Genomic DNA, 26,238 nt, shown 5'->3' on the forward strand with positions numbered 1-26,238 from the left:
GGTGACCACCGGAACCCGCGCCCTCCTCCTCGGCATCGAGACCGGCGGCACCAAGGTCGTCGCCGCGGTCGCCGCGCAGGAGGACCCCGAGCGGATCCTCGCGAAGACGACCCTGCCGACCCGCGGCCCCGCGGAGACCCTCGGCGACCTGGCCGCGTTCACCCGCGACCACGGAGTCGAGGGCTCCGTCGCGGCGATCGGCGTCGCCTCGTTCGGCCCGCTCGACATCGACCCCGTCTCCCCCGGCTACGGCCGGCTCACCTCCACACCCAAGCTCGGCTGGGAGGGCACCGACGTGCTGTCCCCGCTCGAGGCCGCGGCGCCCGGCGCCCGCACCGCGCTCGTGACCGACGTCAACGGCGCCGCCCTCGGCGAGGCGCGCTGGGGCGCGGGGCAGGGCGAGCCGGACTTCGTCTACCTCACCGTCGGCACGGGAGTCGGTGGCGGCATCATCGCCGGCGGCCGCCTGCTCGCCGGCAGCGGCTGGCCCGAGGTGGCGCACGTGCTGCCGCGCCGGCACCCGGAGGACCGCTTCGAGGGCACCTGCCCGTTCCACGGCGACTGCCTCGAGGGGCTCGTCGCCGGTCCGGCGATCTCGGCGCGCTGGGGCGTGGACGGCTCGAGCCTCGGACCGGAGGACGCGGCCGCGAACCTGCGCTTCAGCTCCTACTACCTCGCCCAGCTCGTGACGACGCTCGCGTACGTCGCGGGCGTCCGCCTCGCGATCGTCGGGGGCGGCGTCGCCAAGACGCCCGGCCTGCTCGCCGCCACCGAGGCGGAGGTGGAGCGCCTGATGGGCGCCCCCGGTGCGAACGGCACCGGCGCCGCCCACCTCCGCCTGGTCCCCCCGGCCCTCGGCGACGAGGCCGGCGTCCGCGGCGCCCTCTCCCTGGCGCAGTCCCTGCTCTGACGCGCGCCCTCTGCCTCCTTCGCGAGATGCCACTTATGAGCGCGACACGCCGACGCGGGCGCTCACAAGTGGCATCTCGCGGGTAGTGAGGAGGGGCTACAGGGCGTCGAGGTCGCGGAGGGCCGCCAGGGCGCGGTCGAGGCGGGCGGGCTCGGGCTCGTCCCACCACTTCGGGCCGCGCTCGCCGAGGCCGTGCTTGGCCAGGCCGGTCCGCGTGCGGGCGGCGCCGACCGCGTCCTCGTCTCCGGCCTTCTTCGCCGTGCGCACGCCGGAGCGGCCGCGGCCGAGGTGCGACTTCAGCGCCGCGACGACGTCCTCGGGGAGGCTCGGGTCGGTCCGGCGCCAGCGGCGGCCGTTGACGACCAGCCAGCGTCCGTCAGCGGTGGGGCCGTCGGCGAGAGGCTCTTCGGCGGTGGGTCCGTCGGCGACGGGCTCACCGCCGGTGGGCTCTTCGGTGCTCACGACGCGGCGTGCGCCAGAGCCGAGTAGGCCCGCTCGGGGCCGGTCGTCCCGGTGAGCGCCGCGGACAGCTCGTCCAGCCGCTCCCGCGCCGCGCCGTCCAGCGCGAGCATCCGCCGCGCGGCGTCCGCCAGCTCATCGACGGTCGCACCGTTCGGATCGAGCACCTCCGCGACCCCCGCGTCCTCCAGCGCCGCGGCCCCCGCGAACTGGTCCGTCGAGAACGGCAGCACGATCAGCGGCACCCCGGCCGTCATCGACTCCGTCACGCTGTTGTTGCCGCCGTGCGTGACCGCCAGCGCGGCCCGGCCGAGCAGCGTCACCTGCGGCAGGAAGCCGCGCACCAGCCAGCCCGAGGGCACGTCGCCCAGGGCCGACGCCTCGGTCGCGCCCGAGGCCAGCGCGACGCGCACCGGCCGCCCGTCGACGGAGACGCCGGCCAGCGCCGCCACCACCCGCGCGAGCACGTCGTCGCGCACCGAGAGGAAGCTGCCGAAGCTCACGTAGACGACCGGGTCGTCCGAGGCGGCCAGCCACTCCTCCACCTCCGAGTCGCGCGGCTCGCCGCGGACGGCCGAGCCGAGGAAGGCGTGCGGTGGGAGCTGCGCGGTGCGCGCCGCGTCGTGCAGCTCGCCGGGGTAGTTCAGCAGCAGCACGTCGCCGCTCTCGGCGAAGGCGTCGAGGCTGAGCGGCGCGGCCGGGTCGAGCGCGGTCAGCGCGGCGTTCCACTCCGCCGTGAAGGAGTCTCGGACCCGCTCGCAGAGCGCCCGCAGCCGAGCCAGATCCTCGGCCGGCGGCTCGAAGGCGTCGGGCCAGACCGGCGGGAAGCCGTAGACCTCGCCCGGCACCGTCAGTGCGCTCGGGTGCCCGAGCACCACGTCGCCGTAGGGCACGCCGAGTGCCCGCAGCGCGACCCGCGCGGTGAAGGCGAGGTGGTCGACGACGATCGCGTCGGGCCGGACCTCGTCGAGGATCTCGCGCAGCCGCGCGGCGACTCCCGCCGGGTCCCAGAGCAGGTCGGTCAGCCGCTCGCCGGCCTGGTACTCCAGCGTCGGCACCATCCCGCGGCGGGTCGCGTCGAAGAAGCCGCGGAGCGAGTCGCCCTCGTCGGGCGCCTGCTCCTCCGCCCGGATGGTGCCCGGGTTGGAGCCGCGGCCGAGCCGGAGCGGGACGTGCTCGAAGCCGAAGCCGTCGACGATCGAGCGCGTCGCATCGCCGGTCGCGACCACGACGCGCTCGCCGGCCGCGCGCCAGGCAGTGCCGAGGGTCGCCAGCGGCAGCAGGTGCGAGGCGTAGTCGGGGCTGACGATCAGCAGAGTCACGAGGCGCCCAGCACGAGGTCCGAGCCGAGCGGGCGCTCCTGCTCCGCGGTCGCCCGCGCGTAGACGGCGGAGAGCGCGTGCGCCATCGCCTCGATCGTGTAGCGCTCGCGCACCATCGCGCGGCCGCGCTCGGCGGAGTACTCGGCGAGCGGACCGGCGGCGAGGTCGAGCGCGAAGCAGGCGGCCACGGCGAGCGTCTCCTGATCGGAGGTGTCGACGAGGAAGCCGGTCACGCCCTCCTCCACGTAGGTCGCCGGGCCGCCCGTGGCCGGAGCGACCACCGGCAGCCCCGCGGCGAGCGCCTCGAGCAGCGCGATGCCGAACTCCTCCTTGACGCTCGCGCAGACGTAGGCGCCGCCGGCCGCGGCGAGCCCGGGGCGGCCGTGACGCACGGCGCCCAGCCAGCGCGCGACGGTGCCGTTGGGGCGGTGCCCGGCGAGCAGCAGACCTCCCGCTGAGCCGGGCCGGGCGGCGACGGCGCGGATCCGGTCGAGCTGCTCCGTCTCGTCGGGGGTCGGCGCGTCGAGGTCGCCGCCGACGAGGAGGAGGTTCGCGCGGTCGCGCAGCGGCGAGCCAGCCCAGGCCTCGGCCAGCGTCGCCATCCCCTTCACCCGGTGCAGGCGGCCGACACTGAGCAGCAGCGGCAGCCCGCGGCGCGCGGCCGGCAGCTCGGCGAGGAGCGCGTCGAGGGCGGAGAGGTCGTCGCCGGCGTCGAGGGCGACCGGCTCGCCGGCGGCGGCATCGCGCGCCGCCTCCTCGCCGCGCTCGACCAGCCGGACGTCGATCCCCTCGGGGACGATCGTGTGCCGCTCGGGGTGAGCGGTGATGTCGATGCCGAGCATGTCGCGCATCGTCTCGGCGAGCTCGGCGCGCGGGAAGAGGACGGTGTGCGCGGCGTCGGCGGCGAGCCGCTGCACCAGGCGCACGCGGAACCAGAAGTGCTCGACAGCGTCGCGGTCGCCGAAGTCGGCGCGCGAGAGGGTGCCCGCCTCGTCGAGCCCGGCGATCAGGGCGTGCGGGTCGGGTGCGACGGTGAAGACGACGGGGATCTCCAGCTCGCGCGCGACGGCGGCCGCGGCGAGCGAGCCGACGTCGGCCATCCGCAGGTGCACGACGTCGACGCGGCCGGCCGCGCGGAGGTAGCGGCGGATCCCGCGCTCGGCGGCGATGCGCCGCGGCCAGGCGAGCGGCATCGGCACGGCGGCGCCCACGAACGGCACCGGAGCGAAGCCGTGGCCCGCGGCGGGCAGCTCGGCCAGCGCGCGCTCCGCCTCGGCCCAGGTGCCGCGGGAGAGGGTGAGGACGCGCTCGATGCAGTCCTCCTCCGTCAGCGCGTCGCCGAGGCGGACGAGGAGGGTGGCGATGCCGCCGTTGTCGCCCGCGCCGACGCGGGTGAGCGTCCCGTCGATGTCGGCGTGCACGAAGAGCTGCGCGACGGTGGGGCCGGCGTCGGCGACGGGAGCGATGGCGCGGTCGGCGAGGGCGACGCGCGCGACGGGACCGAGCGGCTCCGGCATCTCGCCGAGGCGGGCGAGCATCAGCGCGGCGTCGTCGGAGGGCCGCTCGCCGAGCGCGTCGGCGGCCGCGGCGCGCGCCTCGAACACCTCGCCCTCGTCGGCGGCGGTGTGCAGGAGGGTCCGCTCGGCGATCGCGCCGGGGACCAGGCCGATCGTCTCGACGTAGCGCGCGCGGACGTCGCGGTCGCGCTCGCCGATCAGCGCGCCCTCGAGCGCGAGCGCGACGAGGTCGGGGGTGGAGGACGCCCAGAGCAGCAGGGTGCGCTGCGCGAGCATGCCGGCGAAGCCGCCGTCGCGCACCATGCGCAGCAGCGGGCCGACCGCGGCCGGCCGGGGCAAGCGGCCGCCGAACGCCCAGGCGGCGTGCTCGCGGAGGAAGGCGCGCTCGTCGGCGAGCAGCCGCAGCAGCGCGAGGTCGGCCTCCTCGTCGAAGACCTGCGCGAGCGAGTGCACCGCGGCGATGGCGGTGAGCTGGTCGGCGGGGTCGAGGGCCGCGCGGGTGAGCAGGCGGACCGCGCGTCCGCCCCCGTCGCTCACGGCGGCGATCGTCAGGGCGTCGGCCGCCCGGATCGCCTCGAGGAGGGTGGGCGCTGCGCGCACGGCGTCGAGAACGGTCTGCGTGGCCACGGGATCACCTGGTCTGGTCGGAGCGGAGAGGGCGCGCCTCGGAGACGGCCCCCACGAGCATGCCGCTCCCGACGCTGGGAAATCACTACTTGCGCCGGAACTCCCCCCGCGCTAGCTCCTCCTGTCAAGGGGGTACCACCCGCGACTTCGCTTTCCGCGAGATGCCACTTGTGCACGCGACACGCCGACAAAGGCGCGCACAAGTGGCATCTCGCGGCGGGGGATCAGGGCGCGAGCCAGTCCAGGAGTCGCGGGAGGGGCCAGGTGGTCACGATGCGGTCGGGCGGGACGCCGAGGCGCTCGGCGCGCTCGGCGCCGTAGTCGAGGAGGCCGAGCTGGCCGGGGGCGTGCGCGTCGCTGTCGATCGAGAAGAGGCAGCCGGCCTCGAGGGCCAGGGCGATCAGCTCGTCCGGCGGGTCCTCCCGCTCGGGGCGGGAGTTGATCTCGACCGCGGTCCCGTGCTCGGCGCAGGCCCGGAAGACGGCGCCGGCGTCGAACGTCGACGGCGGGCGGGTGCCGCGCTCCCCCGTGACGAGCCGCCCGGTGACGTGCCCGAGCACCCGGGTCCGCGGATGCGCGGCCGCCGCGACCAGGCGCACCGTCATCTCCCGGCTCGGCATCCGCAGCTTCGAGTGCGCGCTCGCGACCACGACGTCGAGCCGCGCGAGCATCTCCTCCGACTGGTCGAGCGCGCCGTCCTCCAGCACGTCGACCTCGATCCCGCTGAGCAGCCGCAGCGATCCGGTGTCGAGACCGGCCAGGTGCTCGAGCTGGTCGGCGAGCCGCTCGGCGCTCAGCCCGTGCGCGACCCGCAGCCGCGGCGAGTGATCGGTCAGCGCGAGGTACTCGTGCCCGAGCGCCCGGGCCGCGTCCGCCATCGCCGCGATCGGCGTCGCTCCGTCCGACCACTCGCTGTGGCTGTGCAGGTCGCCGCGGAGGAGGCTCCGCAGCGCGCTCTCGGGCAGGGACGCGGTGCCGCGCAGCTCGGCGAGGTAGTCCGGCACCCGCCCCTCGAGCGCCTGGCGGATGACGGTGAAGGTCGTGTCGCCGATCCCCGGCGCCGCGCGGACCAGCGCGAGATCGGCCCGCTCGCCCTCGGCCATGCCCTCGAGCACGGCGAGCGCCTTCCGGAACGCCTTCGCGCGATACTTCGACGCCCGCTCCTGCTCGAGCAGGGCGGCGATCTCCTGCAGTGCCGCGAGCGGATCCATGCTCCCGGTCTAGCAGACGCTCGCGCTCCCCTGGGTGATCGCCGAACATCCTTGCCCGCGGCGCAACACGCGATATATCGTGACTTCCATCGACTCGCGCTATATCGCGAGTCGTCCCGGCATCACCAGCAGCAGGATCGCCCCACGAGGGCACAGGAGGAGGAGCACCATGTCGCTCGAGAAATGGCTCGTGCAGGCGGGCGAGACGAAGGTCATCGACCTCGACGTCGTCCGCTCGATCAAGATCGCCCTGGTCGGCGGTCAGATCGACGTCATCGGGCACGACGAGCCCACCGCCCGCGTCGAGGTGCACAGCGTCTCCGGCCGCCCGCTCAAGGTCTCGATGGACGGCGACCGCCTCGAGGTCGACCACATCCAGCTCCGCTGGGACACCGTCGTCGACGTCGCCAAGGGCCTCGGTCGCAAGGGCGACCGCGCCGACATCAGCCTGCTCGTCCCCCGCGGCGTCGCGCTCAAGTTCGACACCGTCTCGGCCGACGGCCTCGTCTCGGGTCTGCACTCGGACGCCCGCGTCTCCACCGTCGGCGGCGACATCGTCATCGACGGCCTGCGCGGCGACATCGAGGCGAACACCGTCCACGGCGAGCTCTCCGTCCGCAACCACACCGGCCGGGTCACCGCGCACACCGTCTCGGGCGACGTCACCACCGCCGGCGCGCTCACCCGCTTCTCCGTCGACGGCGTCTCGGGCAGCGTCTTCGTCGACGCCGAGGACGCACCGGACGAGATCCAGTGCAACACCGTCAGCGGCGACCTCACGATCCGGATCGACGAGGGCCTCGGCGCCCGCTACCGGATCAACACCGCCACCGGCACGCTCCAGCTCGACGGCGAGGTGGTCAAGGGCACGTTCGGCCGCGGCTACACCGCGACCACCGGCTCGCTCGACTCGAAGTGGGTCGACGTCACCGCCAACTCGGTGACCGGCGCCGTCACCGTCGTCCGCCGCTCCCCCGCCGCTCCCGCCGCGCAGCGCCTCACCGACGCGAGCGCGCTGTGAGCCCCGTCTTCGCGCACGGCCGCCTGCGCCTCTACCTGCTCAACCTCCTCGCGGAGTCGCCCAAGCACGGCTACGAGCTGATCCAGGCGCTCAGCGAGCGCTTCGGCGGCACCTACGCCCCGAGCGCCGGCACGGTCTACCCGCGCCTGGCGAAGCTCGAGGAGGAGGGCCTGGTCACCAAGGAGGCCGACGGCCGCAAGACCGTCTACTCCATCACCGACGCCGGCCGCGCCGAGCTGGCGAACCGCGCGACCGACCTCGGCGACATCGAGGAGGAGCTGACCGACTCCGTCCGCCGCCTGGCCGACGAGGTGCGGCTCGGCGTCGCGGAGGCGATGAAGAGCCTGCGCGCCGATCTGGCGAGCGCCGCCCGCGACTCGCGCCCGTCGCGCGGCGGTCCGGAGCACTCGGCCGAGACGCCCGCCCCGGCGGAGTCGACGCAGGACTCGACGTCGGGCTCGACCACCGGCGAGCGCCCGCAGGACGCCCCGCCCGCCGAGAACCCCGCCGCCGACACCGCCGCGGTCGACGCGCGCACCGCCTCCCGGCTCGCCCTGCGCGACGCCGAGGTGCTGCTCACCGAGTTCCGCGACGAGCTGCGCGCCGAGCTGCGCACGGCCGCTGCGCACGGCTCCGTGAGCGCGGCGAGCACGGACGCCCTGCGCAGCGCGCTCGACCAGGCGCGCGCGGCCGTCCGCTCCACGCTGAGCTGACGCCCGCCGCACCACCGCACCACCGCTGACGGCGGGGATCCCCTCGGGGGTCCCCGCCGTTCGGCTGTCCGCCCGCGCCGCCGCGCTGCACGACGAAGGACTCGTGGCCCCGGCCCGGTCCGACGGGATCGGCCGGCTCCTCCGTACCGGAGCGGTTCCGACGTGCCGGAGACACGCCGACTGACCGGTGCCGGAGGCTCGGCTCGCTCGATCGGCTCGGGCTCGTGGAATCAGCCGGTTCCGGCGTGCCGTACTGGTTCTCGCGTGCCGGAGGTGGCCGTGGTGAAACTTCGGCTCGCGGATCCGGCTCACGCTCGCGGAATCGGGCGGTTCCGGCGTGCCCAAGCGGTTCTCACGTGCCGGAGGTGGCCGGTGGCGGATGTTCGGCTCCCAGTTCCGGCCCGGGCACGCGGAATCGGACGGTTTCCACGTGCCGGAGCAGATTCCGCGCGCCGGAGGTGGCCCGGGCGTAAATCCGGCTCGCGGTTCAGGCCCGGGCTCGCGGGATCGCACGGTTCCGACGTGCCAGAGCTGTTCTCGCGTGCCGGAGGCGGCTGGGACGGATCTTCGGCTCGCGATTCAGGCCCGGGCTCGCGAGATCGCACGGTTCCGACGTGCCAGAGCTGTTCTCGCGTGCCGGAGGCGGCCGGGACGGATCTTCGGCTCGTGATTCAGGGCCGGGCTCGCGAAGTCTTCCCCGGCTGGCGGAATCGGGCGATTCCGGCATGCGGGGGAGGTTCTCACGCGCCGAGGATGGGCGGACTGTCCAGGACCGTAGGTTCGGCTCGCGAAGTCGGCCTCGGCTCGCGGAATCGAACGGTTTCAGCGTGCCGGAGGAATTTCCGCGTGCGGGAGGCAGCCGGGGCGAATCCTCGGCTCGTGGTTTCGGCCTCGGCTCGCGGAATCGGGCGGTTTCAGCGTGCCGGACTGTTTTCCACGTGCCGGAGGTGCCTGGGGCGGATGCTCGACTCGTGGTTTCGGCCTCGGCTCGCGGAATCGGGCGGCATCAGCGTGCCGGAGCGGCTGCCGCGTGCCGGAGGTGCTCGGCGCTGATGTTCGGCTCGCCGTTTCGGCCCGGGCTCGCGGAATCAAACGGCTTCAGCATGCCGGAGCGGTTTCCACGTGCCGGAGGTGGTCGGGGCGGCGGGCCGCCGACCGCTCGGTTCGGACGACGGCACCGCGCGCCACCCTCGCCGAACCTCGTCCCGCCGACCGCGCTCCCACCCGCCCCTTGCGCTCCGCCGCTCCAGGACTATATTTCCTATAGGATCTTTTGTGCGACCAACGCCGGTCGCAATCGAGCGCAATGGAGCACTGATGAGCGAGAGCACACCCGCGCGGGCCGTCCAGGGGGCGCCGAACCTCCAGGGGGCGCAGTCCTGGGACGGCGTCGACTGGAACCCCGACAGCTGGACCGCCGAGACCTGGCCGATCGCCACCTGCCTGCACGGCATCCCGCCCGTCGGCCGCGACGGCGTCGCCCTGCACGACGCGGCCCCCGAGGTCTGGGACGACATGTTCGCCCAGGTCGAGCAGGTCGGCTTCACCCTCGCCGAGCTGGCCGACAGCCACGTCCGCCCGGCGGACCTCGAGCCCTCGCGCCGCGACGAGTTCCTCAGCATCGCGAAGTCGCACGGCATCGGCATTCCCTCGGTGCACCTGCAGCGCCAGAGCGTGATCATGCCCGGGCACGAGGAGAAGAACCTCGCCTACGCGCACCGCACCATCGACGCAGCCGCCGAGTGGGGCATGCAGGTCTTCTCGACCGGACTGCACCAGCCGTTCAGCGCCGCGCAGAAGCGCGCGCTCTGGTTCTGGACCGCCGAGGGCCCCAAGGACCCCGACGACCCCGACGTCTGGAACGCCGCCGTCAGCCGCATCCGCGAGCTCGGGAAGCACGCCGCCGACGTCGGGCTCCCGCTCGCGCTCGAGCTCTACGAGGACACCTACCTCGGCACCGCCGACAGCGCCGTCCGCTTCGTCGAGGAGGTGGGTCTCGACAACGTCGGCCTCAACCCCGACGTCGCGAACCTCATCCGCCTGCACCGCCCCGTCGAGGACTGGCGCGAGCTGTTCGCCAAGACGCTCCCCTACGCCAACTACATGCACGTGAAGAACTACACCCGCGACGAGTCGGCCGACGGCTCCTGGGCCACCTCGGTCCCCTCGACCATGGAGGCCGGTCTCATCAACTACCGCCAGGTCCTGCGCGACGCGGTCGAGGGCGGCTTCCGCGGCATCCTCCTCGCCGAGCACTACGGCGGCGACAGCCTCGGCATGTGCTCGACCAACCAGACCTACATCCGCTCGCTGCTGCCCCGCGCGGCCCGGGCCTCGCAGTAAGGAACGACAGACATGAGCGACACCACCGGCACCACCACCCCGACCGCACGCACCATCGCCGTCGTCGGCTCCGGCTACATGGGCGGAGGCATGGCCCAGGTCCTCGCGCTCTCCGGCGCCACCGTCGTCATCGCCGACATCTCCGAGGAGATCGCCCGCAGCAACTACGAGCGACTGCTCACCGAGACCGCGCAGTTCGTCGCCGACGGCCTCTTCCCCGAGGACGCGGTCGAGCGCATCCGGCGGAACCTCTCCCCCGCCGCCTCGATCGAGGAGGCCGTCGCGACCGCCGACTTCATCGAGGAGGCGGTGCCCGAGAAGATCGAGATCAAGCACGAGACCCTCCGCCGGATCAGCGCCGCCGCGCGCCCCGACGCCGTGATCGGCTCGAACACCTCGACCATCCTGATCGGCTCGCTGGCCGAGGCCGTGACGAACCCCGAGCGCTTCCTCGGCGTGCACTTCTCCAACCCGGCGCCCTTCATCCCCGGCGTCGAGCTGATCCCGCACGAGGGCACCGCCGAGAGCGCGATCGCGCTGGCCGAGGAGATCGTCGCGGCGACCGGCAAGGAGACCGCCCGGGTCAAGGACTCCACCGGCTTCGTGCTCAACCGCCTGCAGTACGCGCTCTTCCACGAGGCGACGCAGATCGTCGAGGAGGGCATCGCCACCCCCGAGGACATCGACACGATCGTCCGCACCACCTTCGGCTTCCGCCTCCCCGTCTTCGGCCCGTTCGCGATCGCCGACATGGCCGGACTCGACGTCTACGCCTTCTGCTACGCCTCGCTGCAGACCCGCTGGCCCGAGCGCTTCGCCACCCCGGAGTCGCTGGCCGCGCTGGTCGACGCCGGGAAGTTCGGCACCAAGTCCGGCGCCGGCTACCTCGACGTGCCCGCCGAGCGGACCGCGGAGCTGATCGCGTACCGCAACCGCGCCTACGTCGCCATCAAGAAGCTCATGGACGAGCTCGGCCCCGCGCCGATCGCCTGACGCGCCGACCGAGAAGGAGCACCCTCATGACCGCATTCCCCGAGTCCCGGACCGTCGTCCTCACCGGCGCCGCGTCCCCGCGCGGCATCGGCCGCTACTCCGCCCACCACCTCGCCGAGCTCGGCTGGAACGTCGGCGTCATCGACCTCCACGCCGAGGCCGCGCAGGAGGTGGCCGCCGAGATCGCCGAGCAGCACGGCGTCCAGGCCGCCGGAGCCGGCGCGAACGTCGCCGACTACGCGCAGGTCCGCGCCGCCTTCGACACGCTCGAGGCCGCCCTCCCGCCCGTCGTGGCGCTGGTCAACCTGGCCGGGATCGCCTCCCCCGTCTCCTACCTCGAGGTCACCCCCGAGGAGTGGCAGCGGGTCCTCGACGTCAACCTCAACGGCGTGCACTTCAGCACCCGCCGCGCGGTGGAGTCGATGGTCACCCGCGGCGTCGGCCGCGTCGTCAGCCTCTCCTCCGTCTCCGCCCAGCGCGGCGGCGGCACCTTCAGCAAGACCGCCTACTCCGCGGCCAAGGCCGGCGTGATCGGCTTCACCCGCAGCGTCGCCCGCGAGCTCGGCGGACAGGGGATCACCGTCAACGCGATCTCCCCCGGCCCGATCGACACCGACATCATGGGCGGCACCCTCACCGAGGAGCGCAAGACGGCCATGGCCGCCGACGGCGTGCTCCCGCGCATCGGCACGCCCCGCGACATCGCCGCGGCGATCGCGTACCTCATCAGCGAGGACGCCGGCTTCGTGACGGGTCAGACCCTGAACGTCGACGGCGGCCTCTACATGCACTGATCCCCGATCCCTTCTCGCCCCGACTCGAACGGACACCCCATGAACAAGCTCACCGGAACCTGGTCGCTCGGCCGCTGGATCTTCCTCGGCGTCGGCGTGATCCTCGTCGCCGTCGGCATGGCGCAGATCCTGCCCGCGCTCGGCTCCTGACCCCTCCCACCCCTCACCGCATTCGGCCGACTCAAAGGAGAGCGCCTTGACCACCTCGTCCCCAGCCCTCGGATCCACCCGTGATCCCGCGCTGAAATCCGCCATCTCGAAGGCGTCCCGGCATCTGATGCCGATGCTCGTCATCCTCTACTTCGTCGCGTTCCTCGACCGCACCAACGTCGGCTTCGCCGAGGAGGCGCTCTCGGTCGACCGCGGCATCTCGGATGGAGCGTTCGCGCTCGGCGCCGGCATCTTCTTCATCGGCTACGCGATCTTCGAGATCCCGAGCAACCTGCTGCTCAAGCGCTTCGGCGCCCGGTTCTGGCTGGCCCGCATCGCGGTCACCTGGGGCATCGTCGCCGCCGCGTTCGCCTTCACCACCGGCGACACGATGTTCATCATCCTGCGCTTCCTGCTCGGCGTGACCGAGGCCGGGCTCTTCCCGGGCGTGATCATGTTCCTGTCGGAGTGGTTCCCCAACAAAGTGCGCGTGCAGATGTTCGCGATCTTCTACCTGGCGCAGCCGTTCTCGCAGATGCTCGGCGCCCCGCTCAGCGGCGGCCTGATCAGCGTCGGCAACCAGATCACCCCGTGGGAGGGCTGGCAGGTGATGTTCTTCACCGAGGGCGTGCTCGCGGTGCTCGCCGGCATAGCGGCGCTGAAGTTCCTGACGAACCATCCGCAGAAGGCGAAGTGGCTGACGCAGGGCGAGAAGGACTCGTTGACGGCGGCGATGGAGCGCGAGGACACCGTGCGCCAGGCCGACGGCCCGACCGGCATCTGGAAGGCGATGGCCAGCTGGAAGGTCTGGTACTTCACGATCATCTACTTCTGCCTGCAGATCGCGGTCTACGGCACCACGTTCTACCTCCCGCAGCAGGTCGCGAACCTGATCGGGCAGGACGTCGGCTTCCAGGTCGGCCTCGTCTCGGCCATCCCGTGGCTGGTGGGACTGTTCGCCTGCTACTACGTCGGACAGCACGCCAACACGATCCGCCGCCGCCGCTCCTGGGGCGCGATGTTCTACATCTTCACCGGCCTGTCGATCTTCGGCTCGGCCTGGGCGGGGTCGGCCGGCCAGCCGATCCTCGGCCTGCTGTTCATCACCCTCGCGGTGGCGAGCTTCCTCTCCGTCGGACCGATCACCTGGGCCTACCCGACCGCGTTCCTCACCGGAGCGGCGGCCGCGGCCGGCATCGGCCTGATCAACTCGCTCGGCAACCTGGGCGGCTTCGTCGCCCCGCTGATGCGCAACGGCTTCAACGAGGCCGTGCCCACCGAGAGCGGCGTGTGGGGAGTCGTCTCCCTCGGCGTCTTCGCCTTCCTCGCCGCCGCCATGATGTTCTGCACCAAGTTCTTCCGCGGCTCCAAGGCGGACGAGCTGCTCGAGACCACGAGCGTCCAGGCGGGCCACTGACCCGCCGCCACCGTGAAGGGCCCGACCGCACCCGCGGCCGGGCCCTTCGCCGTTCCGCCCTCCGCCGTCGAACGGAGCGGCTCGGTGCTCCCACGCCGAGCCGCCGACGCATGCTGATCGACCAGCCCGCGCAGCGCCATGCTGATCGAGTAGCCCTCATCGCGGGCGTATCGAGATCCACCCCCCTGCAGACGCCGGGTCTCGATACGCCGCTCCGCGGCTACTCGACCAGCATGGGTCGCCGCACTCGCGCACACCTCTCGCCCCGAGCGCGCACCGTCGGACCACCTCCGGCACGCGGAACGACCTCCGGCACGCGGAAACCGCTCGATTCCACGAGCCCGGGCCGATTCCCCGAGCCGGACCTCAGCTCCTGCCACCTCCGGCGCGCGGAACGACCTCCGGCACGCGAGAATCGCCGGGATCCACGAGCTCGGGCCCATTCCGCGAGCCCGAGCTCACCCCCGGCCACCTCCGGCACGCGGAACGACCTCCGGCACGCGGGAATCGTCAGATTCCACGAGCCGAGGCCGATTTCACGAGCCGGAGCTCAGCCCCGGCCACCCTCGGCACGCGAGACGGCCTCCGGCTCGCGGAAACCACCCGATTCGACGAGCCCAGGCGGATTCCACGAGCCCGAGCTCAGCCCCGGGCCACCTCCGGCACGCGGAACGACCTCAGGCACGCGAGAACCGCCCGATTCCACGAGCCGAGGCCGATTCCACGAGCCGAAGGTCACGCCCGGCGCCGACCCCCGCGCAGCCGCAGCGTCAGCGGACGGAGTCGCGGCGCGAGCGCTCGCGCACCCGCTCGATGTGCACGCGCATCGCCGCCGCAGCCGCCTCCGGCCCGGCCGCGAACGCGTCGACGATCGCGCGGTGCTCCAGCACGGCGTCGTCCGCATCGCTGACGCCGGTCTGCACGGTCTGGCGCATCCGATGCACGCGCGTGGAGATCGCCTCGGACATGTCGATCAGGAACGGGTTGTGCGTGCCCTCGAAGATCAGGTGGTGGAAGTTCCAGTCCACCGCGAAGTACTCGCGCAGCAGCGCCACCGGCAGCTCGCCCTCGGTCGAGGCCGCGCGCACGACGGCGGTCATCGCCTCGTGCGCGGCGAGCGCCTCCTGCAGCCGCGGCACCAGCGCCGCCTCGTGCGCCGAGGCGAGCGCCGCCGCGCCGCTCTCGAGCACCAGCCGCGCGTCGAAGAGCGCATCGAGCTGGTCGTCGGCGAGCGGCGGCGCCACCCGGTAGCCCTTGTTGGCCACCCGGGTGACGAGGCCGGTCCGCTCGAGCTGCACGAGCGCCTCGCGCACCGGCGTCGGCGAGACGCCGAGCTCGCGCGCCACCGCGTCGATCGACAGGCGCATGCCCGGCTCGATGTCCGGGCCGAGCAGCACGTCGAGCACGCGCTCGTAGACGTGGTCGCGCAGCCCCCGCCGCTCAATCGACTCCGCGCCGGTCAGGCGGAACACGGCGTCGGTCATCACAGCCTCGCGGGTCGGTGCGGAAGGGGCGCGCCGCGGATCACCCGGTTCGGGGCGCTCGGCACAGCGGTCGGCTCAGCTTACGCAGTCGCTCCCGAGCGCTCGTACGCGACGATCTCCTCCACCTTCGCGGCCGAGGCGCTCGACTCGTCGAAGACGTAGCCGAGCCACTCCCGCACGTTCCGCCGGGCGACCTCGATGCCGACGACGCGCTGCCCCATGCAGAGCACCTGCGCGTCGTTCGAGAGCACGCCGCGCTCCACCGAGAAGGAGTCGTGCGCCGTCACGGCGCGGATCCCCTCGACCTTGTTCGCCGCGATGGCGACGCCCAGGCCGGTGCCGCAGATCAGCAGCGCCCGGTCGGCCTCGCCGCGCGCGACCAGCTCGGCCGCCGCGATCGCGACGCTCGGGTACGGCGTGTGCGACTCCGCGTCCACGCCGACGTCGACGACCGAGACGACCCGGTCGTCGGCCTCGAGGTCGCGCTTCAGGATCTCCTTGTAGTCGTAGCCGGCGTCGTCGGATCCGACGACGATCCTCCAGGTGGTGCTCATGCGGTCTCTCCTTCGTGGGTGGTCGGTGCAGTCGTGGACGGTGCGTCCGTGGTCGATGCGGCGCCGGAGGCGGCACCGAGCTGCGGCGCGATCGCCTCGACGATCAGCGCGAACGAGATCGCGCCGGGGTCGGGCGTCCCGAGCGACTTCTCGCCGTGCGAGCGAGCACGCCCGAGTCCGGGCATCAGGTCGGAGGTGGCGTCGGCGGCCGAGCGCGCGGCCCCGGCGGCGGCGCCCCACGCGTCGGCGAGCGCGTCGCCCGCCCCGGCCTGCTCCGCCAGCGTCTCGGCGAACGGCACCAGCGCGTCCACCATCGTCTTGTCGCCGACGCTCGCCTTCCCGTAGCCGCGCACGGCGTCGGAGGCGGCGGTCACTCCCGCGCTCACCTCGCGCGCGCTCACGGCGCGGTCGTCGCCGAGCGCCTCGCCGACACTCCGGAGGATGACCCCCCACAGCGCGCCGGAGGTCCCGCCCGCGCGGTCCGACCAGGCGTCGCCGGCCCGGGTGAGCAGCGTCTGCGCGCCCGCCCCGCGCTCGAGCACGTCGGCGGCCTCCTGCGCGGCCGCCCGCGCCCCGCGCTGCATGCCGATGCCGTGGTCGCCGTCGCCCGCGATCGAGTCCAGACGGCCGAGCTCGTCGGCGTTCGCGTCGATCACGTCGCGGATCGCCGCGATCGCGTCGGACAGCCGTGCCGCCGCGGCGCGCGACTCCTCCGAGGCCTCGCCGACCTCGGCGGCGACCTCCTCGGCCTGCGTCGCGGTGACGGCCACGAGCGCGCCGCCGTCGACCGCCCCGGTGCGGAAGGCCGGCGTGTCGCTCGGCGCCGTCCACAGCGTCTCGAGCTCCTCGTCGACCCAGAACAGCGTCAGCGAGACGCCGGCCATGTCGAAGCTGGTGCAGAACTCGCCCACCTGCGGGTCGACGAGGGTGATCCCGCGCGCCTCGAGCAGATCGGCGATCGTGCTGAAGACGACGAACAGCTCCTCGCTCTTCACCGAGCCGAGCCCGTTCAGCACCGGGACGACCCGGGCGCCGTCGACGCTCACGCCCTCGGGGATCTCGGCGTCGGCGAGCAGGTGCGTCACGAACAGCTCGGCGAGCTCCGCAGCGCTCGGGATGTCGACCTCGTCGATCCCGGGCTCGCCGTGGATGCCCAGGCCGACCGCCATCCTGCCCTCGGGCACCGAGAACAGCGGCTCGTCGGCTCCGGGCAGCGTGCAGCCGGTGAAGGCGACGCCGAGCGAGCGGGTGCGCGCGTTGCCGAGCACGGCCACCCGCTCCACGTCGTCGATCGCGTAGCCCGCGGCGGCCGCGGCCCCGGCCACCTTGAAGACGGTGAGGTCGCCGGCGATCCCGCGGCGCTTGTGCGCCTCCTCGGGCTTCGCGCTGAAGATGTCGTCGGTGACGGTGACGGTGCGGCAGTCGATGCCGTCGGCGAGCACCGCGTCCTGCGCGGCGGTGAAGTGCAGCACGTCGCCGGCGTAGTTGCCGTAGCTGAGCAGCACGCCGCGGCCCTGCTCGCTCGCGCGGATCACCGACTCGACCTGGTGCGCCGAGGGCGAGGCGAAGAGGTTGCCCATCGCGGCGCCGTGGGCGAGGCCGGGACCGACCAGTCCGGCGAAGGCCGGGTAGTGGCCCGAGCCGCCGCCGATGACCACCGCGACCTCGGGCTCCTCGGAGCGGGTCGAGCGGGAGACGCCGCCGACCACCTTGCGGACCCAGCGGCCGTTGGCGCGGACGAAGCCGTCGACCATGTCGTCGGCGAAGTCGGCGGGTTCGTTCCAGAGACGGGTCATGCTCGTCGGCTCCTCATCATCGAGTGGGCCGGCCCTCCGGCCGGACCCGTCGATCCTATAGGATTTTCACCGCTCGCTCCAGGCGGCCGAGGCAGGTCGCCTACTGCCGCCCCACCGCCAGCGCCTCCTCCTCGACATCGAGGAACGCCAGCGCGCTGCGCACCGCCGGCTCCTGGTAGCGCCCCTCGGCGCGCGCCTTCAGCACCGCCTCGCGCTCGGCCGCGATCATCACGCGCCGCAGCCGGTTGTAGGAGTGGGTCAGCGGCTCCGCACCCTCCCCCTCCGGCGGGTTCTCCAGCGCGTCCGCGAGGAACACCGCGTTCCGCCGCAGCCGGTCGAGCACCCGCTCCTCGATGCCGTCCTGCGGCTCCTGGTCGAGCCGCGCCAGACCGGCCGACTGCGCCTCCGCCAGCAGCATCTGCTTCTCGACGTGCTCCTGCTGCTCGTTCGGCGCCGGCAGCTTGAGCAGCCGCACCACCCGCGGCAGCGCGAGCCCCTCGACCAGCGTCCCCGCGACCACCACGAACGCCAGGAACTGCAGGAACGCCCGCTGCGGCGTCTCCACCGGCAGCAGGAAGGCGGCGGCGAGCGTGACGACGCCGCGGATCCCGGCCACGGACACCCCGAGCGCCGTCGGCCAGGTCCAGCCGCGCTGCTGCAGCCGCCGCGGGCCGTGCCGGAAGAGGACGGTGGTCAGGCACATCCAGAGCACCCGGCTGCCGATCAGCGCCCCGAGCAGCGCGGCGCTGATGCCGACGCCCTGCCAGACGCCGATGTCGGAGTCGGCGGTCGCCGCGACCACCGAGGACAGGCTCAGCCCGATGAAGAGGAAGACGGCGTTCTCGAGCAGGAACTGGATGGTGCGCCAGTTCAGCGACTCCGCGATCCGCGCCTGCGCCGACTGGATGACCGGCGCCCGGAAGCCGAGGAACAGCCCCGCGACCACGACCGCGAGCACCCCCGAGCCGTGCAGCAGCTGCGCCGGGATGAACGCGACGTACGGCGTCACCAGCGAGAGGCTCGTGTCCAGCACCGAGGAGGACACCTGCTTGCGCACGAAGCCGAGGACGACCGCGATCAGGATGCCGACCCCCGCCCCGACCACGACGGCCAGCACGAAGTCGAGCGCGATCCCGCCGGGCGTCACGGTGCTGACGATCGCGAGCAGCGACGCGTTCAGCGCCACCAGCGCGGTCGCGTCGTTGAGCAGGCTCTCGCCCTCCAGCACCGTCAGCATCCGCCGCGGCAGCCGCAGCCGCCCCGCGATCGCGGTCACCGCCACGGCGTCGGTCGGCGCCACGATCGCGCCGAAGGCCAGGGCCGCGGCGATCGAGATCGCCGGCACCACCGCCCAGGCGACCGCGCCGACCACCAGCACCGTGAAGACCACGAGCCCGACCGAGAGCAGCAGGATGCTGTCGCCGCGGGCGCGGACGTCGAGCACCGAGGTGCGGATCGCCGCCGCGTAGAGCAGCGGCGGCAGGATCCCGTAGAGGACGACGTCCGGCTCGACCACCACCTCGGGGATCCCGGGGACGAAGGAGGCCAGCGCCCCGACGGCGACCAGCGCCACGGGAGCCGACCAGCCCGCCTTGCCCGAGAGCCCCGTCACCAGCACGGTGACGACCACGAACGAGACGATCCAGATGATGGCGACGACCGGTTCCTCCACGCGGCTCCCTCCCGAGAGCCGAGCCTAGGCCCGAGGGCCGACGCTAGGCACCGGCCTCGTGGATGTCGCGGGCCTTGGTCACGCGCCCCGCGTCGACCGGATTCATGCCGAGCACGATCTTGCCTCGGGAGTGCCGCTTCTCGAGGTCGTCGAACGCGTCCTGGACGAAGCCGTAGGGATAGAAGCCGGAGACCAGCACCCGCAGCTTCTGGTCGCGAACCAGCGCGACCAGCTCGCCGAGGATCTCGGTGTCGCGCCGCGCGGTCTCGGCGTCGGGCCAGACGGCGCGCAGCTCGATCTCCTTGCGGTCGTCGCTGGAGTGGAAGCGGGCCGGCTCGATCCCGAGCTCCTCGGCCAGCGCCGCGTTGTCGCCGCCGAAGTTGTCGAGGAAGACGGTCACGCCGTTCGGCGCCGCGGCGCGGATGCGGTCGGCGATGCCGTCGCCGTAGACGATCGGCTTCACGCCGATCTGGCGGAGGTAGTCGAAGTTGCGCTCGCCGCAGGTGCCCAGCACGGTCGCGCCGCGCAGATTGGCCAGCTGGATCTCCATGCTGCCCACGCCGCCCGCCGCCGCCGAGACGACCACGGTGTCGTCCGGTCCGATGTGGGTGGCCTCGATCGCGCGCCAGGCGGTGACGCCGGCGAGGAAGAGCGCGCCGCCGACCTCCCAGCTCACCGAGGCGGGCTTGGCGACCAGGTTCTCCCGCGGGACGACGATGTGGGTGGCGTGCGAGCCGACCAGCGCGTGGCCGACGACGTCGCTGCGGAGCTTGAGGTCGGTGACGCCGTCACCGAGGCCGACGACGATGCCGGAGAAGTCGGTGCCCTGGCGCATCGGGAAGGCCGCGGAGTGGTCGGAGTCGAACATCCCGCGCCGGATGAACGCCTCCATGTGGTTCACGCCGGCCGCGAGGACCTCGACCAGCACCTCCCCCGGCCCGGGCTGGGGCCGCGCGATGTCGGCGATCTCGAGCACGTCCACGCCGCCGAAGCGGGAGAACTGGACGGCACGGGCGGAGTCGGAGCGCAGACGGGACATGCGCTCATCATCCGCCCCCGGCGGCGCGACCCCGTGACCCCCGAAAGGGGACGTGCGACGCCGGAGGGGCCGATCGGGCCGTCAGGCGACGGTGCCGGCGTCCCCCTCGGCGACGGCGTCCGGGCAGTAGAGCTGCGTGCGCGGGCCGCTGCGATCGATCACGTGCTCCGACATCAGGCGGCCGCAGAGCGGGCAGGCGCGGCCGGCGGGAGCGTCGGGCTCGGGCTGGTCGTAGGGCCCGAGCGGCGGCGGGCCGAGCCAGGGGAAGAGCCGCGCGTTGAAGCGCTGGTAGAGGGAGCGGGTCGGCTTGGCCATATGCTTAGTGTACTAATGATCAGTGCGCGAGGGGAAAGGGAGGACGAATCCGTGGAGGACGAAGCCGTGGTGACCGATCCCGGGGACACCGATCCGCTCGCCCTGCGGAACCAGGTCTGCTTCTCGCTCGCCGTGGCCGCCCGCACCGTCATCGGCCTCTACCGGCCCGTGCTCGAGCCGCTCGGCCTCACCCACCCGCAGTACCTGGTGATGCTCGCGCTCTGGGAGCGCGCCCCGCGCTCGCTCGCCGACCTCGGTGCCGCCCTGCACCTCGAGCCCGCCACCCTCAGCCCGCTGGTGAAGCGCCTGGAGGCCGGCGGCTACGTCACGCGCGCCCGCAGCACCGAGGACGAGCGCCGCCTCGACGTCGCGCTCACCCCGGAGGGAGCCGCCCTCCGCGAGCGGGCGCTCCAGGTCCCGCCGCAGATCGTCGAGCGCCTCGACCTCCCCCTCGACGAGCTGATCGCCGTCCGCGACACCCTCACCCGCCTGATCGGCGCCGCCACCCGCCCCTGACGCTGCGGGCGAACCGACTCCGGCGGCGTCATGCCGGTCGAGTAGCCCCGCAGGGGCGTATCGAGACCCACCACCGTCAGCAGGGCGGGTCTGCAGACTCGCGTCCTGACCGTGGTGGATCTACTTGGAAGAGACACCCGGAGACATGCCGGTCGAGTAGCCCCGGAGGGGCGTATCGAGACCCACCACCGCCAGCAGGGCGGGTCTGCAGACTCGCGTCCTGACCGTGGTGGATCTACTTGGAAGAGACGCCCGGAGACATGCTGGTCGAGTAGCCCCGCAGGGGCGTATCGAGACCCACCACCGTCAGCAGGCGGGTCTGCAGACTCGCGTCCTGACGGTGGTGGATCTCGATACGCGCGCTCCGCGCGCTACTCGATCAGCATGGATGCGCCGCGCCCCGCTTCGCCGACCCTGCGCGTCGGAGACTTCCGCTTGCAGAACGAAGGTCTTAACCGAGAAGAGCGGTTCAGGGGTGTGCACACGGCACGCCCCTGAACCGCTCTTCTCGGTTCTCAGTAACTCAGTTCGCGACGCGGAGCGTGATCGCCGAGCTGGTCGTCACGTTGCCGGCCTTGTCCTGGGCCTTGGCCGTCACCTGGTAGCTGGCGTTCGGGTAGGACTTCGAGTTGGCGGACAGCGTCCACGTCCCGTTCGACTGCAGGACGCCGTTGCCGAGCTTCGTGCCGCCGGCGTAGAACGCGACGGCCGTCACTCCGACGTTGTCGCTGGCCGAGGCCACCAGGCGGATCGAGCCGACGACCGTGGTGTTGGTCGAGGGCGACGTGATGCTCACCGTCGGCTTCTGCGTGTCGGTCGCCGGCGGGGTGGTCGGCGTCGCGGTCGGCGTCGGGGTGGCGGTCGGCTTCGGAGTCGAGGTCGGGGTCGCCGTGGGCGTGGCCGTCGGAGTCGCGGTGGGCGTCGGAGTCGCGGTCGGCGTGGCCGTCGGCGTCGGGTCCGGCGTCGGAACGGTGCCGACGGGGATCGTGCTCACCGCGTAGCCGAAGTAGCGGCCGGCGACGGGGCGGGTCGGGTCGCCCTGGAAGGTGCGGCCGCGCTCGGTCGCCGCCTTCGCCTGCGCGATGACCTGGGCGCGGACCTGCGCCGGGCTCTTGCCCGCGCAGGATCCACCGGAGCTCATGCAGTCGAGGACGACGCCGCTGGTGCCGGCGGCCGCCATGCTGGTGCCCGACTGGATGTAGGCGTAGGTGCCGCCCTTCTTGGTGGTGTACGGGCACATGCCGGGGGCGGCGATGGTGTGCTTCTGGTCGGCAGCCGAGACGGCGAAGTTGCTGTTGGTCGAGACCGCGTCGTCCTTGGTCTGGACGCCGCAGGGCGCCGAGCCGAGTCCGCCGGGCTTGCCGTCGTAGTTGGCCATGTTGGTCACGGCGAGCACCTCGTCGTAGGCGGCGGGGATCCAGCCCGCGAGGTCCTCGGAGGTGTTGCCCGCGGAGCCGACGGAGACGATGCCCTTGGCCTCGAGGTCGCAGATCGCCTGGTGGATCACGTCGCCGTTCGAGCGGCCGCAGTTGCCGTCGTCGGTGCCGTAGGTGGCGAGCGACATGTTGACGACCTTGATGTTGTACTTCGCCGCGTTCGCGGAGACCCAGTCGAGGGCGCACATCAGGGTGCCGGTGTTGCCGCGGTTGTTCGCGTCGAGCGCGCGGACCGAGTAGATCGGAGCGCCGGGGGCGACGCCGACCGAGCCGGTGCCGTTGTCGAGCGCGGCCATGTAGCCCGAGACGCCGGTACCGTGGCCGTTGGCGTCGGCGGCGGTGCCCGAGCCGAAGCAGTTGATCTGCTCCTTGAGGTTGTAGTCGGGGTGCGAGCTGACGCCGGAGTCGATGACCGCGACGGCCGGACCGGTGTAGTTCGTCACTCCGTCGCCGGCGCGCACCGGGGCCTTGTCGGCCTCCGCGGTGAGCACGTGCGAGGGGGTGGTCTGCGCCTGACCGTCGACGACCTGGTCGGCGGGGGTGATGCCGAGGACGCGCGAGTCGGCCTCGAGGACCGCCTTCTGGCGCTCGGTGAGCGGGGCGGTGAAGCCCGCGACGCCGCCCTCGAACTGCACGTCGTCGGCGACGCCGAGCGCGGCGACGACCTGCTCCGAGATGGAGCTCGAGTCGACCGACACGAGGTACTGGCCGGTCGTGGCGGCCTGGGCGGGGGCGGAGCCGGCGAGGGCGATGCCGGCGGTCACGGCGAGCGCGGTGGCCAGGCCGGCTGCGCGCCAGAGGCGCGAGCGGGCCGGCGGCGCGGCGGTGCGGGAAGTGGACACGGGTTCCGTCGATTCTGTCGGCGTCTCGGCCGACCTGTCGTGGTGCGGGCGGGTCGACGCAGGCACTCCGAGCGAGCGCCCGCGCCGCTGCAGCGGGGCTCGGGTCAGAGGCCGGGAGGCGGCGGAACGGTGCAGGCCCCTCCGAGCGTCGACGGGCGGAACCCGTCGGCTCCCCCCATCGGAGTGACCTGTCTTCGACTTCAACAGACTTCGGGCGATTTCACAGCGTCGAGGGTGGCCCCAGTTCGAGGGTGATTTGACCCCCTGTCCCACAGATGGGGACCTCATTGGAACCGCTTGCCCGACAGCTGCGGAAATGCCCGGTCACAGCGCGGGTTCAGCGCTCGTCCGGCTGGAACGCGGGCGGCTTGACTGCCCCCGGCCACGGAGTAGTGTCGTCGCTCGTGACACACGAGGGCCCCCCTTCGGGCGCGAAGGCGTCCCCCACCGGTGCGGACGACGCCGACGCGAACGAGCTCCGCACCGCGAAGCACTTCTTCATCGGCGAACCGCTCTCCAGCGACAAGCTCGAGGGCCAGCTCCTGCAGAAGCGGCTCGCCCTCCCGATCTTCGCGAGCGACCCGCTCTCCTCCGTGGCCTACGCGCCGCAGGAGCTGCTGATGATCCTGCTGCTCGGCGGCCTCTCCTTCCTCACCTTCGCGCCCTGGGTCGCCGGCTGCGTCGTCGTCCTGCTGGTCGTCGTCGTCCTCAGCTATCGCCAGCTGATCAAGGCCTACCCCTCGGGCGGTGGCGACTACGAGGTCGCCCGCACCAATCTCGGCGAGACCGCCGGGCTGACGGTCGCCGCGGCCCTCCTGGTCGACTACGTGCTCACCGTCGCGGTCTCGGTCGCCTCCGGCGTCGACAACATCATCTCCGCGATCCCCGCGCTGGCCCCGCTCCGGGTCGAGCTCGCGATCCTCTTCGTGATCCTCCTGGCCGCCGTGAACCTCCGCGGCGTCTCGGAGTCGAGCAAGGCCTTCGCGGTCCCCACCTACCTCTTCGTCGCGAGCGTCTTCGTGATGGTCGTCGTCGGCCTCGGCCGCGCGGCCTTCGGCGACGCCCCCATCGCGGAGTCGGCCGGCTACACCGTGCAGGGCGAGCAGCTCACCCAGGCCGCGATCGTCCTGCTGCTGCTGCGCTCCTTCGCCAGCGGCTGCGCGGCGCTCACCGGTGTCGAGGCGATCTCGAACGGCGTTCCCGCCTTCCGCGTCCCCAAGGTCAAGAACGCACAGCGCACCCTCGTCGCGATGGGCACGATCGCGATCGTCCTCTTCGTCGGGCTGACCGCTCTCGCCCTCCTCTCGAACGTGCACTACGCCGAGAACGCCTGCCACCTCGTCGGCTTCACCGACTGCGCGACGACGCCGCAGCGCTCCGTGATCGCGCAGGTCGCGGCCGCCACCTTCGGCAACAACACGATCCTCTTCTTCGTGATCCAGGCCGCCACCGCCGCCGTCCTGCTGCTCGCGGCCAACACGGCGTTCAACGGCTTCCCGCTGCTCGGCTCGGTCCTCGCCCGCGACGGCTACGCGCCCAAGTCGCTGAACACCCGCGGCGACCGCCTCATCTACTCCAACGGCGTCATCATCCTGGCGCTCGTCGCGGCGATCATCCTGCTCGTCTACCAGGCCTCGCTGACGAGCCTCGTGCAGCTCTACATCATCGGCGTCTTCGTCTCCTTCACCCTCGGGCAGTCCGGCATGGTGAAGCACTGGATCCGGATGATCAAGAACGGCGAGGGCTCGCGCACCGTCAAGACGAGCCTCGCGATCAACCTCTTCGGCGCCACGCTCACCTTCGCCGTCCTCGTGGTCGTCACGATCACGAAGTTCACCCACGGCGCCTGGCTGGTCTATCTGGTGATGCCGATCCTCGGCGTGCTGATGGCCGGCGTCTACCGCTACTACCGCGATGTGGAGAAGGAGATCGAGGTCGACCCGACCACGACCTTCGGCGCGAACGGCGATCACGCCGTCGTCCTCGTCGGCCGGATGAACAAGCCGACCCTGAAGGCCCTCGACTACGCCATCGCCGCGCGGCACGAGTCGCTGGAGGCGGTGCACTCGTCGATCGACGACGCGCAGACCGCCCAGCTCAAGGCCGACTGGGCGCGGATGGACATCGAGGTCCCGCTGCGCTGCATCGCCTCGCCGTACCGCGACATCTCGTACCCGCTGATCAAGTACATCAAGGCGCACCGCCTCGAGCACGGCTCCGAGATCATCACCGTCTACATGCCGCAGTACATCGTCGGGCACTGGTGGGAGGGCTTCCTCCACAACCACAAGTCGCGCCGCATCCGCCAGAAGCTGCTGCTCGTGCACGGCGTCACCGTCGCGCTCGTGCCGTGGCTGCTCGACTCCTCCGAGCTGATCTACGGCCGCCGCTCGCGCCCGATCCCCGGCCAGTCCCGCCGCGGCGAGCCCGTGCGCCCCGTCACCCGCCGGCCCATCCCGCCCGCCTCCGTCCTGCCCAAGGGCGCCGCCGGCGAGGGCGCCCCGCGCAGCGGCTCGCGCACCGCCGCGGCCACCCGCCCGAAGAAGCCCGCCGGCAAGGGCGGCGGCAAGCGCCGCTAGCCCGGCGCCCGTCGGCGACGGCGGGGCGGACGCGAGCCACGGCTCGCGGCTGGTCCGTCGACCGCCGCTCCTGCCTCATGCTGATCGAGCAGCCCGCGCAGCGGGCGTATCGAGATCCACCAGCGTCAGTAGGCGAGTCTGCAGACCCGCCCTTCTGACGACGGCGGGTCTCGATACGCCCCTGGCGGGGCTACGCGACCAGCATGGATGCGCGAGGCGGCGAGTGGACGCGGAACGGGGTTCAGCAGGGCCGCAGAGCCCCACGCGCGTCCGTTCGCGCGACTCAGCGCTCTCGAATGGACCCGATTCGGGCCCCGCTCGCGTCCGGGGGCCCGATTCGAGTCCGTTCGCCGACTCCGGCAGACCGTGCAGCTGCGGAGCGCCCCCGCAGCCATGCTGGTCGAGTAGCCCCGCAGGGGCGTATCGAGACCCGCCCCCGCCAGCACGCCGAGCCCGCAGACAAGCGTCCGGACGACGTCGGCTGCTCGATCAGCGAGGACGCGAAGCGGTGTCCCTCACTCCGCAGAC

General features: G+C 72.8%; 20 protein-coding genes. 9 read left to right on the top strand and 11 right to left on the bottom strand.

Features of this window, described 5'->3' with window-relative positions:
* Position 1: 1 nt before the first annotated feature.
* Positions 2-910 carry an ROK family protein gene (locus MT353_RS08530; protein WP_243600680.1) on the top strand — a complete coding sequence of 303 codons (909 nt, stop codon included), beginning with the start codon at positions 2-4 and terminating at the stop codon, positions 908-910.
* Positions 911-1,006: 96 nt separating this feature from the next.
* Here the strand turns inward: MT353_RS08530 and MT353_RS08535 are convergent, their stop codons facing one another.
* The 4 genes from MT353_RS08535 to MT353_RS08550 all read right to left on the bottom strand — a co-directional run bounded on the left by MT353_RS08535 (position 1,007) and on the right by MT353_RS08550 (position 6,046).
* On the bottom strand, positions 1,007-1,276 hold the full coding sequence (locus MT353_RS08535; protein WP_243600769.1) for a biopolymer transporter Tol: 270 nt from the start codon (positions 1,274-1,276) through the stop codon (positions 1,007-1,009).
* Between the two features lie 92 nt (positions 1,277-1,368).
* A complete protein-coding gene (locus MT353_RS08540) occupies positions 1,369-2,691 on the bottom strand; it encodes a glycosyltransferase (RefSeq protein WP_243600681.1) in 1,323 nt (440 codons plus the stop codon).
* Positions 2,688-4,835 (bottom strand): glycosyltransferase, encoded by a 2,148-nt coding sequence (locus MT353_RS08545; RefSeq protein ID WP_243624145.1) that lies wholly within the window; start codon positions 4,833-4,835, stop codon positions 2,688-2,690. Before MT353_RS08545 ends, MT353_RS08540 begins: the two co-directional genes overlap by 4 nt.
* Before the next feature lie 224 nt (positions 4,836-5,059).
* Positions 5,060-6,046 (bottom strand): PHP domain-containing protein, encoded by a 987-nt coding sequence (locus tag MT353_RS08550; RefSeq protein ID WP_243624146.1) that lies wholly within the window; start codon positions 6,044-6,046, stop codon positions 5,060-5,062.
* A gap of 169 nt (positions 6,047-6,215) precedes the next feature.
* Here MT353_RS08550 and MT353_RS08555 point away from each other — a divergent pair, with 169 nt between their 5' ends.
* The 6 genes from MT353_RS08555 to MT353_RS08580 all read left to right on the top strand — a co-directional run bounded on the left by MT353_RS08555 (position 6,216) and on the right by MT353_RS08580 (position 13,477).
* Complete coding sequence (locus tag MT353_RS08555) at positions 6,216-7,067, top strand: hypothetical protein (RefSeq protein ID WP_123736549.1); 852 nt, start codon at positions 6,216-6,218, stop codon at positions 7,065-7,067.
* Complete coding sequence (locus tag MT353_RS08560; protein ID WP_243624147.1) at positions 7,064-7,780, top strand: PadR family transcriptional regulator; 717 nt, start codon at positions 7,064-7,066, stop codon at positions 7,778-7,780. The genes MT353_RS08555 and MT353_RS08560 overlap by 4 nt, the downstream gene beginning before the upstream one ends.
* A gap of 1,317 nt (positions 7,781-9,097) precedes the next feature.
* Positions 9,098-10,123, top strand: coding sequence for a sugar phosphate isomerase/epimerase (locus MT353_RS08565; protein ID WP_243624148.1), 1,026 nt, complete (start codon positions 9,098-9,100; stop codon positions 10,121-10,123).
* A gap of 12 nt (positions 10,124-10,135) precedes the next feature.
* On the top strand, positions 10,136-11,116 hold the full coding sequence (locus tag MT353_RS08570) for a 3-hydroxyacyl-CoA dehydrogenase family protein (protein WP_123736552.1): 981 nt from the start codon (positions 10,136-10,138) through the stop codon (positions 11,114-11,116).
* Between the two features lie 26 nt (positions 11,117-11,142).
* The gene (locus MT353_RS08575; protein WP_243624149.1) at positions 11,143-11,910 is read left to right on the top strand and encodes an SDR family NAD(P)-dependent oxidoreductase; all 768 of its coding nucleotides are present in this window, start codon (positions 11,143-11,145) and stop codon (positions 11,908-11,910) included.
* A gap of 196 nt (positions 11,911-12,106) precedes the next feature.
* The gene (locus MT353_RS08580; RefSeq protein ID WP_243600689.1) at positions 12,107-13,477 is read left to right on the top strand and encodes an MFS transporter; all 1,371 of its coding nucleotides are present in this window, start codon (positions 12,107-12,109) and stop codon (positions 13,475-13,477) included.
* Between the two features lie 770 nt (positions 13,478-14,247).
* Here MT353_RS08580 and MT353_RS08585 read toward each other — a convergent pair.
* From MT353_RS08585 to MT353_RS08610, 6 genes are all read right to left on the bottom strand, one after another.
* Positions 14,248-14,961: a GntR family transcriptional regulator gene (locus tag MT353_RS08585; protein ID WP_123448089.1), complete on the bottom strand. Its 714-nt coding sequence runs from the start codon at positions 14,959-14,961 to the stop codon at positions 14,248-14,250.
* A gap of 80 nt (positions 14,962-15,041) precedes the next feature.
* A complete protein-coding gene (locus MT353_RS08590) occupies positions 15,042-15,515 on the bottom strand; it encodes a ribose-5-phosphate isomerase (RefSeq protein WP_123741040.1) in 474 nt (157 codons plus the stop codon).
* The gene (locus MT353_RS08595) at positions 15,512-17,311 is read right to left on the bottom strand and encodes a dihydroxyacetone kinase family protein (protein ID WP_243624150.1); all 1,800 of its coding nucleotides are present in this window, start codon (positions 17,309-17,311) and stop codon (positions 15,512-15,514) included. The genes MT353_RS08590 and MT353_RS08595 overlap by 4 nt, the downstream gene beginning before the upstream one ends.
* A gap of 100 nt (positions 17,312-17,411) precedes the next feature.
* Complete coding sequence (locus MT353_RS08600; RefSeq protein WP_243624151.1) at positions 17,412-18,983, bottom strand: sodium:proton antiporter; 1,572 nt, start codon at positions 18,981-18,983, stop codon at positions 17,412-17,414.
* Between the two features lie 43 nt (positions 18,984-19,026).
* A complete protein-coding gene (locus MT353_RS08605) occupies positions 19,027-20,022 on the bottom strand; it encodes an NADP-dependent oxidoreductase (RefSeq protein WP_243624152.1) in 996 nt (331 codons plus the stop codon).
* An 81-nt stretch (positions 20,023-20,103) separates the two neighbouring features.
* Positions 20,104-20,337, bottom strand: coding sequence for a hypothetical protein (locus tag MT353_RS08610; protein ID WP_243624153.1), 234 nt, complete (start codon positions 20,335-20,337; stop codon positions 20,104-20,106).
* A 51-nt stretch (positions 20,338-20,388) separates the two neighbouring features.
* Between MT353_RS08610 and MT353_RS08615 the strand changes: the two genes are divergently transcribed.
* A complete protein-coding gene (locus MT353_RS08615) occupies positions 20,389-20,853 on the top strand; it encodes a MarR family winged helix-turn-helix transcriptional regulator (RefSeq protein WP_243624154.1) in 465 nt (154 codons plus the stop codon).
* Between the two features lie 523 nt (positions 20,854-21,376).
* Here the strand turns inward: MT353_RS08615 and MT353_RS21930 are convergent.
* Positions 21,377-23,131 (bottom strand): Ig-like domain-containing protein, encoded by a 1,755-nt coding sequence (locus MT353_RS21930; protein ID WP_308197513.1) that lies wholly within the window; start codon positions 23,129-23,131, stop codon positions 21,377-21,379.
* 500 nt (positions 23,132-23,631) lie between these two features.
* Here MT353_RS21930 and MT353_RS08625 point away from each other — a divergent pair, with 500 nt between their 5' ends.
* Entirely contained in the window at positions 23,632-25,710 is a 2,079-nt protein-coding gene (locus MT353_RS08625) for an APC family permease (RefSeq protein ID WP_243582199.1), read from the top strand.
* Positions 25,711-26,238: the final 528 nt, after the last annotated feature.

This window comes from Rathayibacter sp. VKM Ac-2927, assembly GCF_022815525.1.
Lineage (GTDB): Bacteria > Actinomycetota > Actinomycetes > Actinomycetales > Microbacteriaceae > Rathayibacter > Rathayibacter festucae.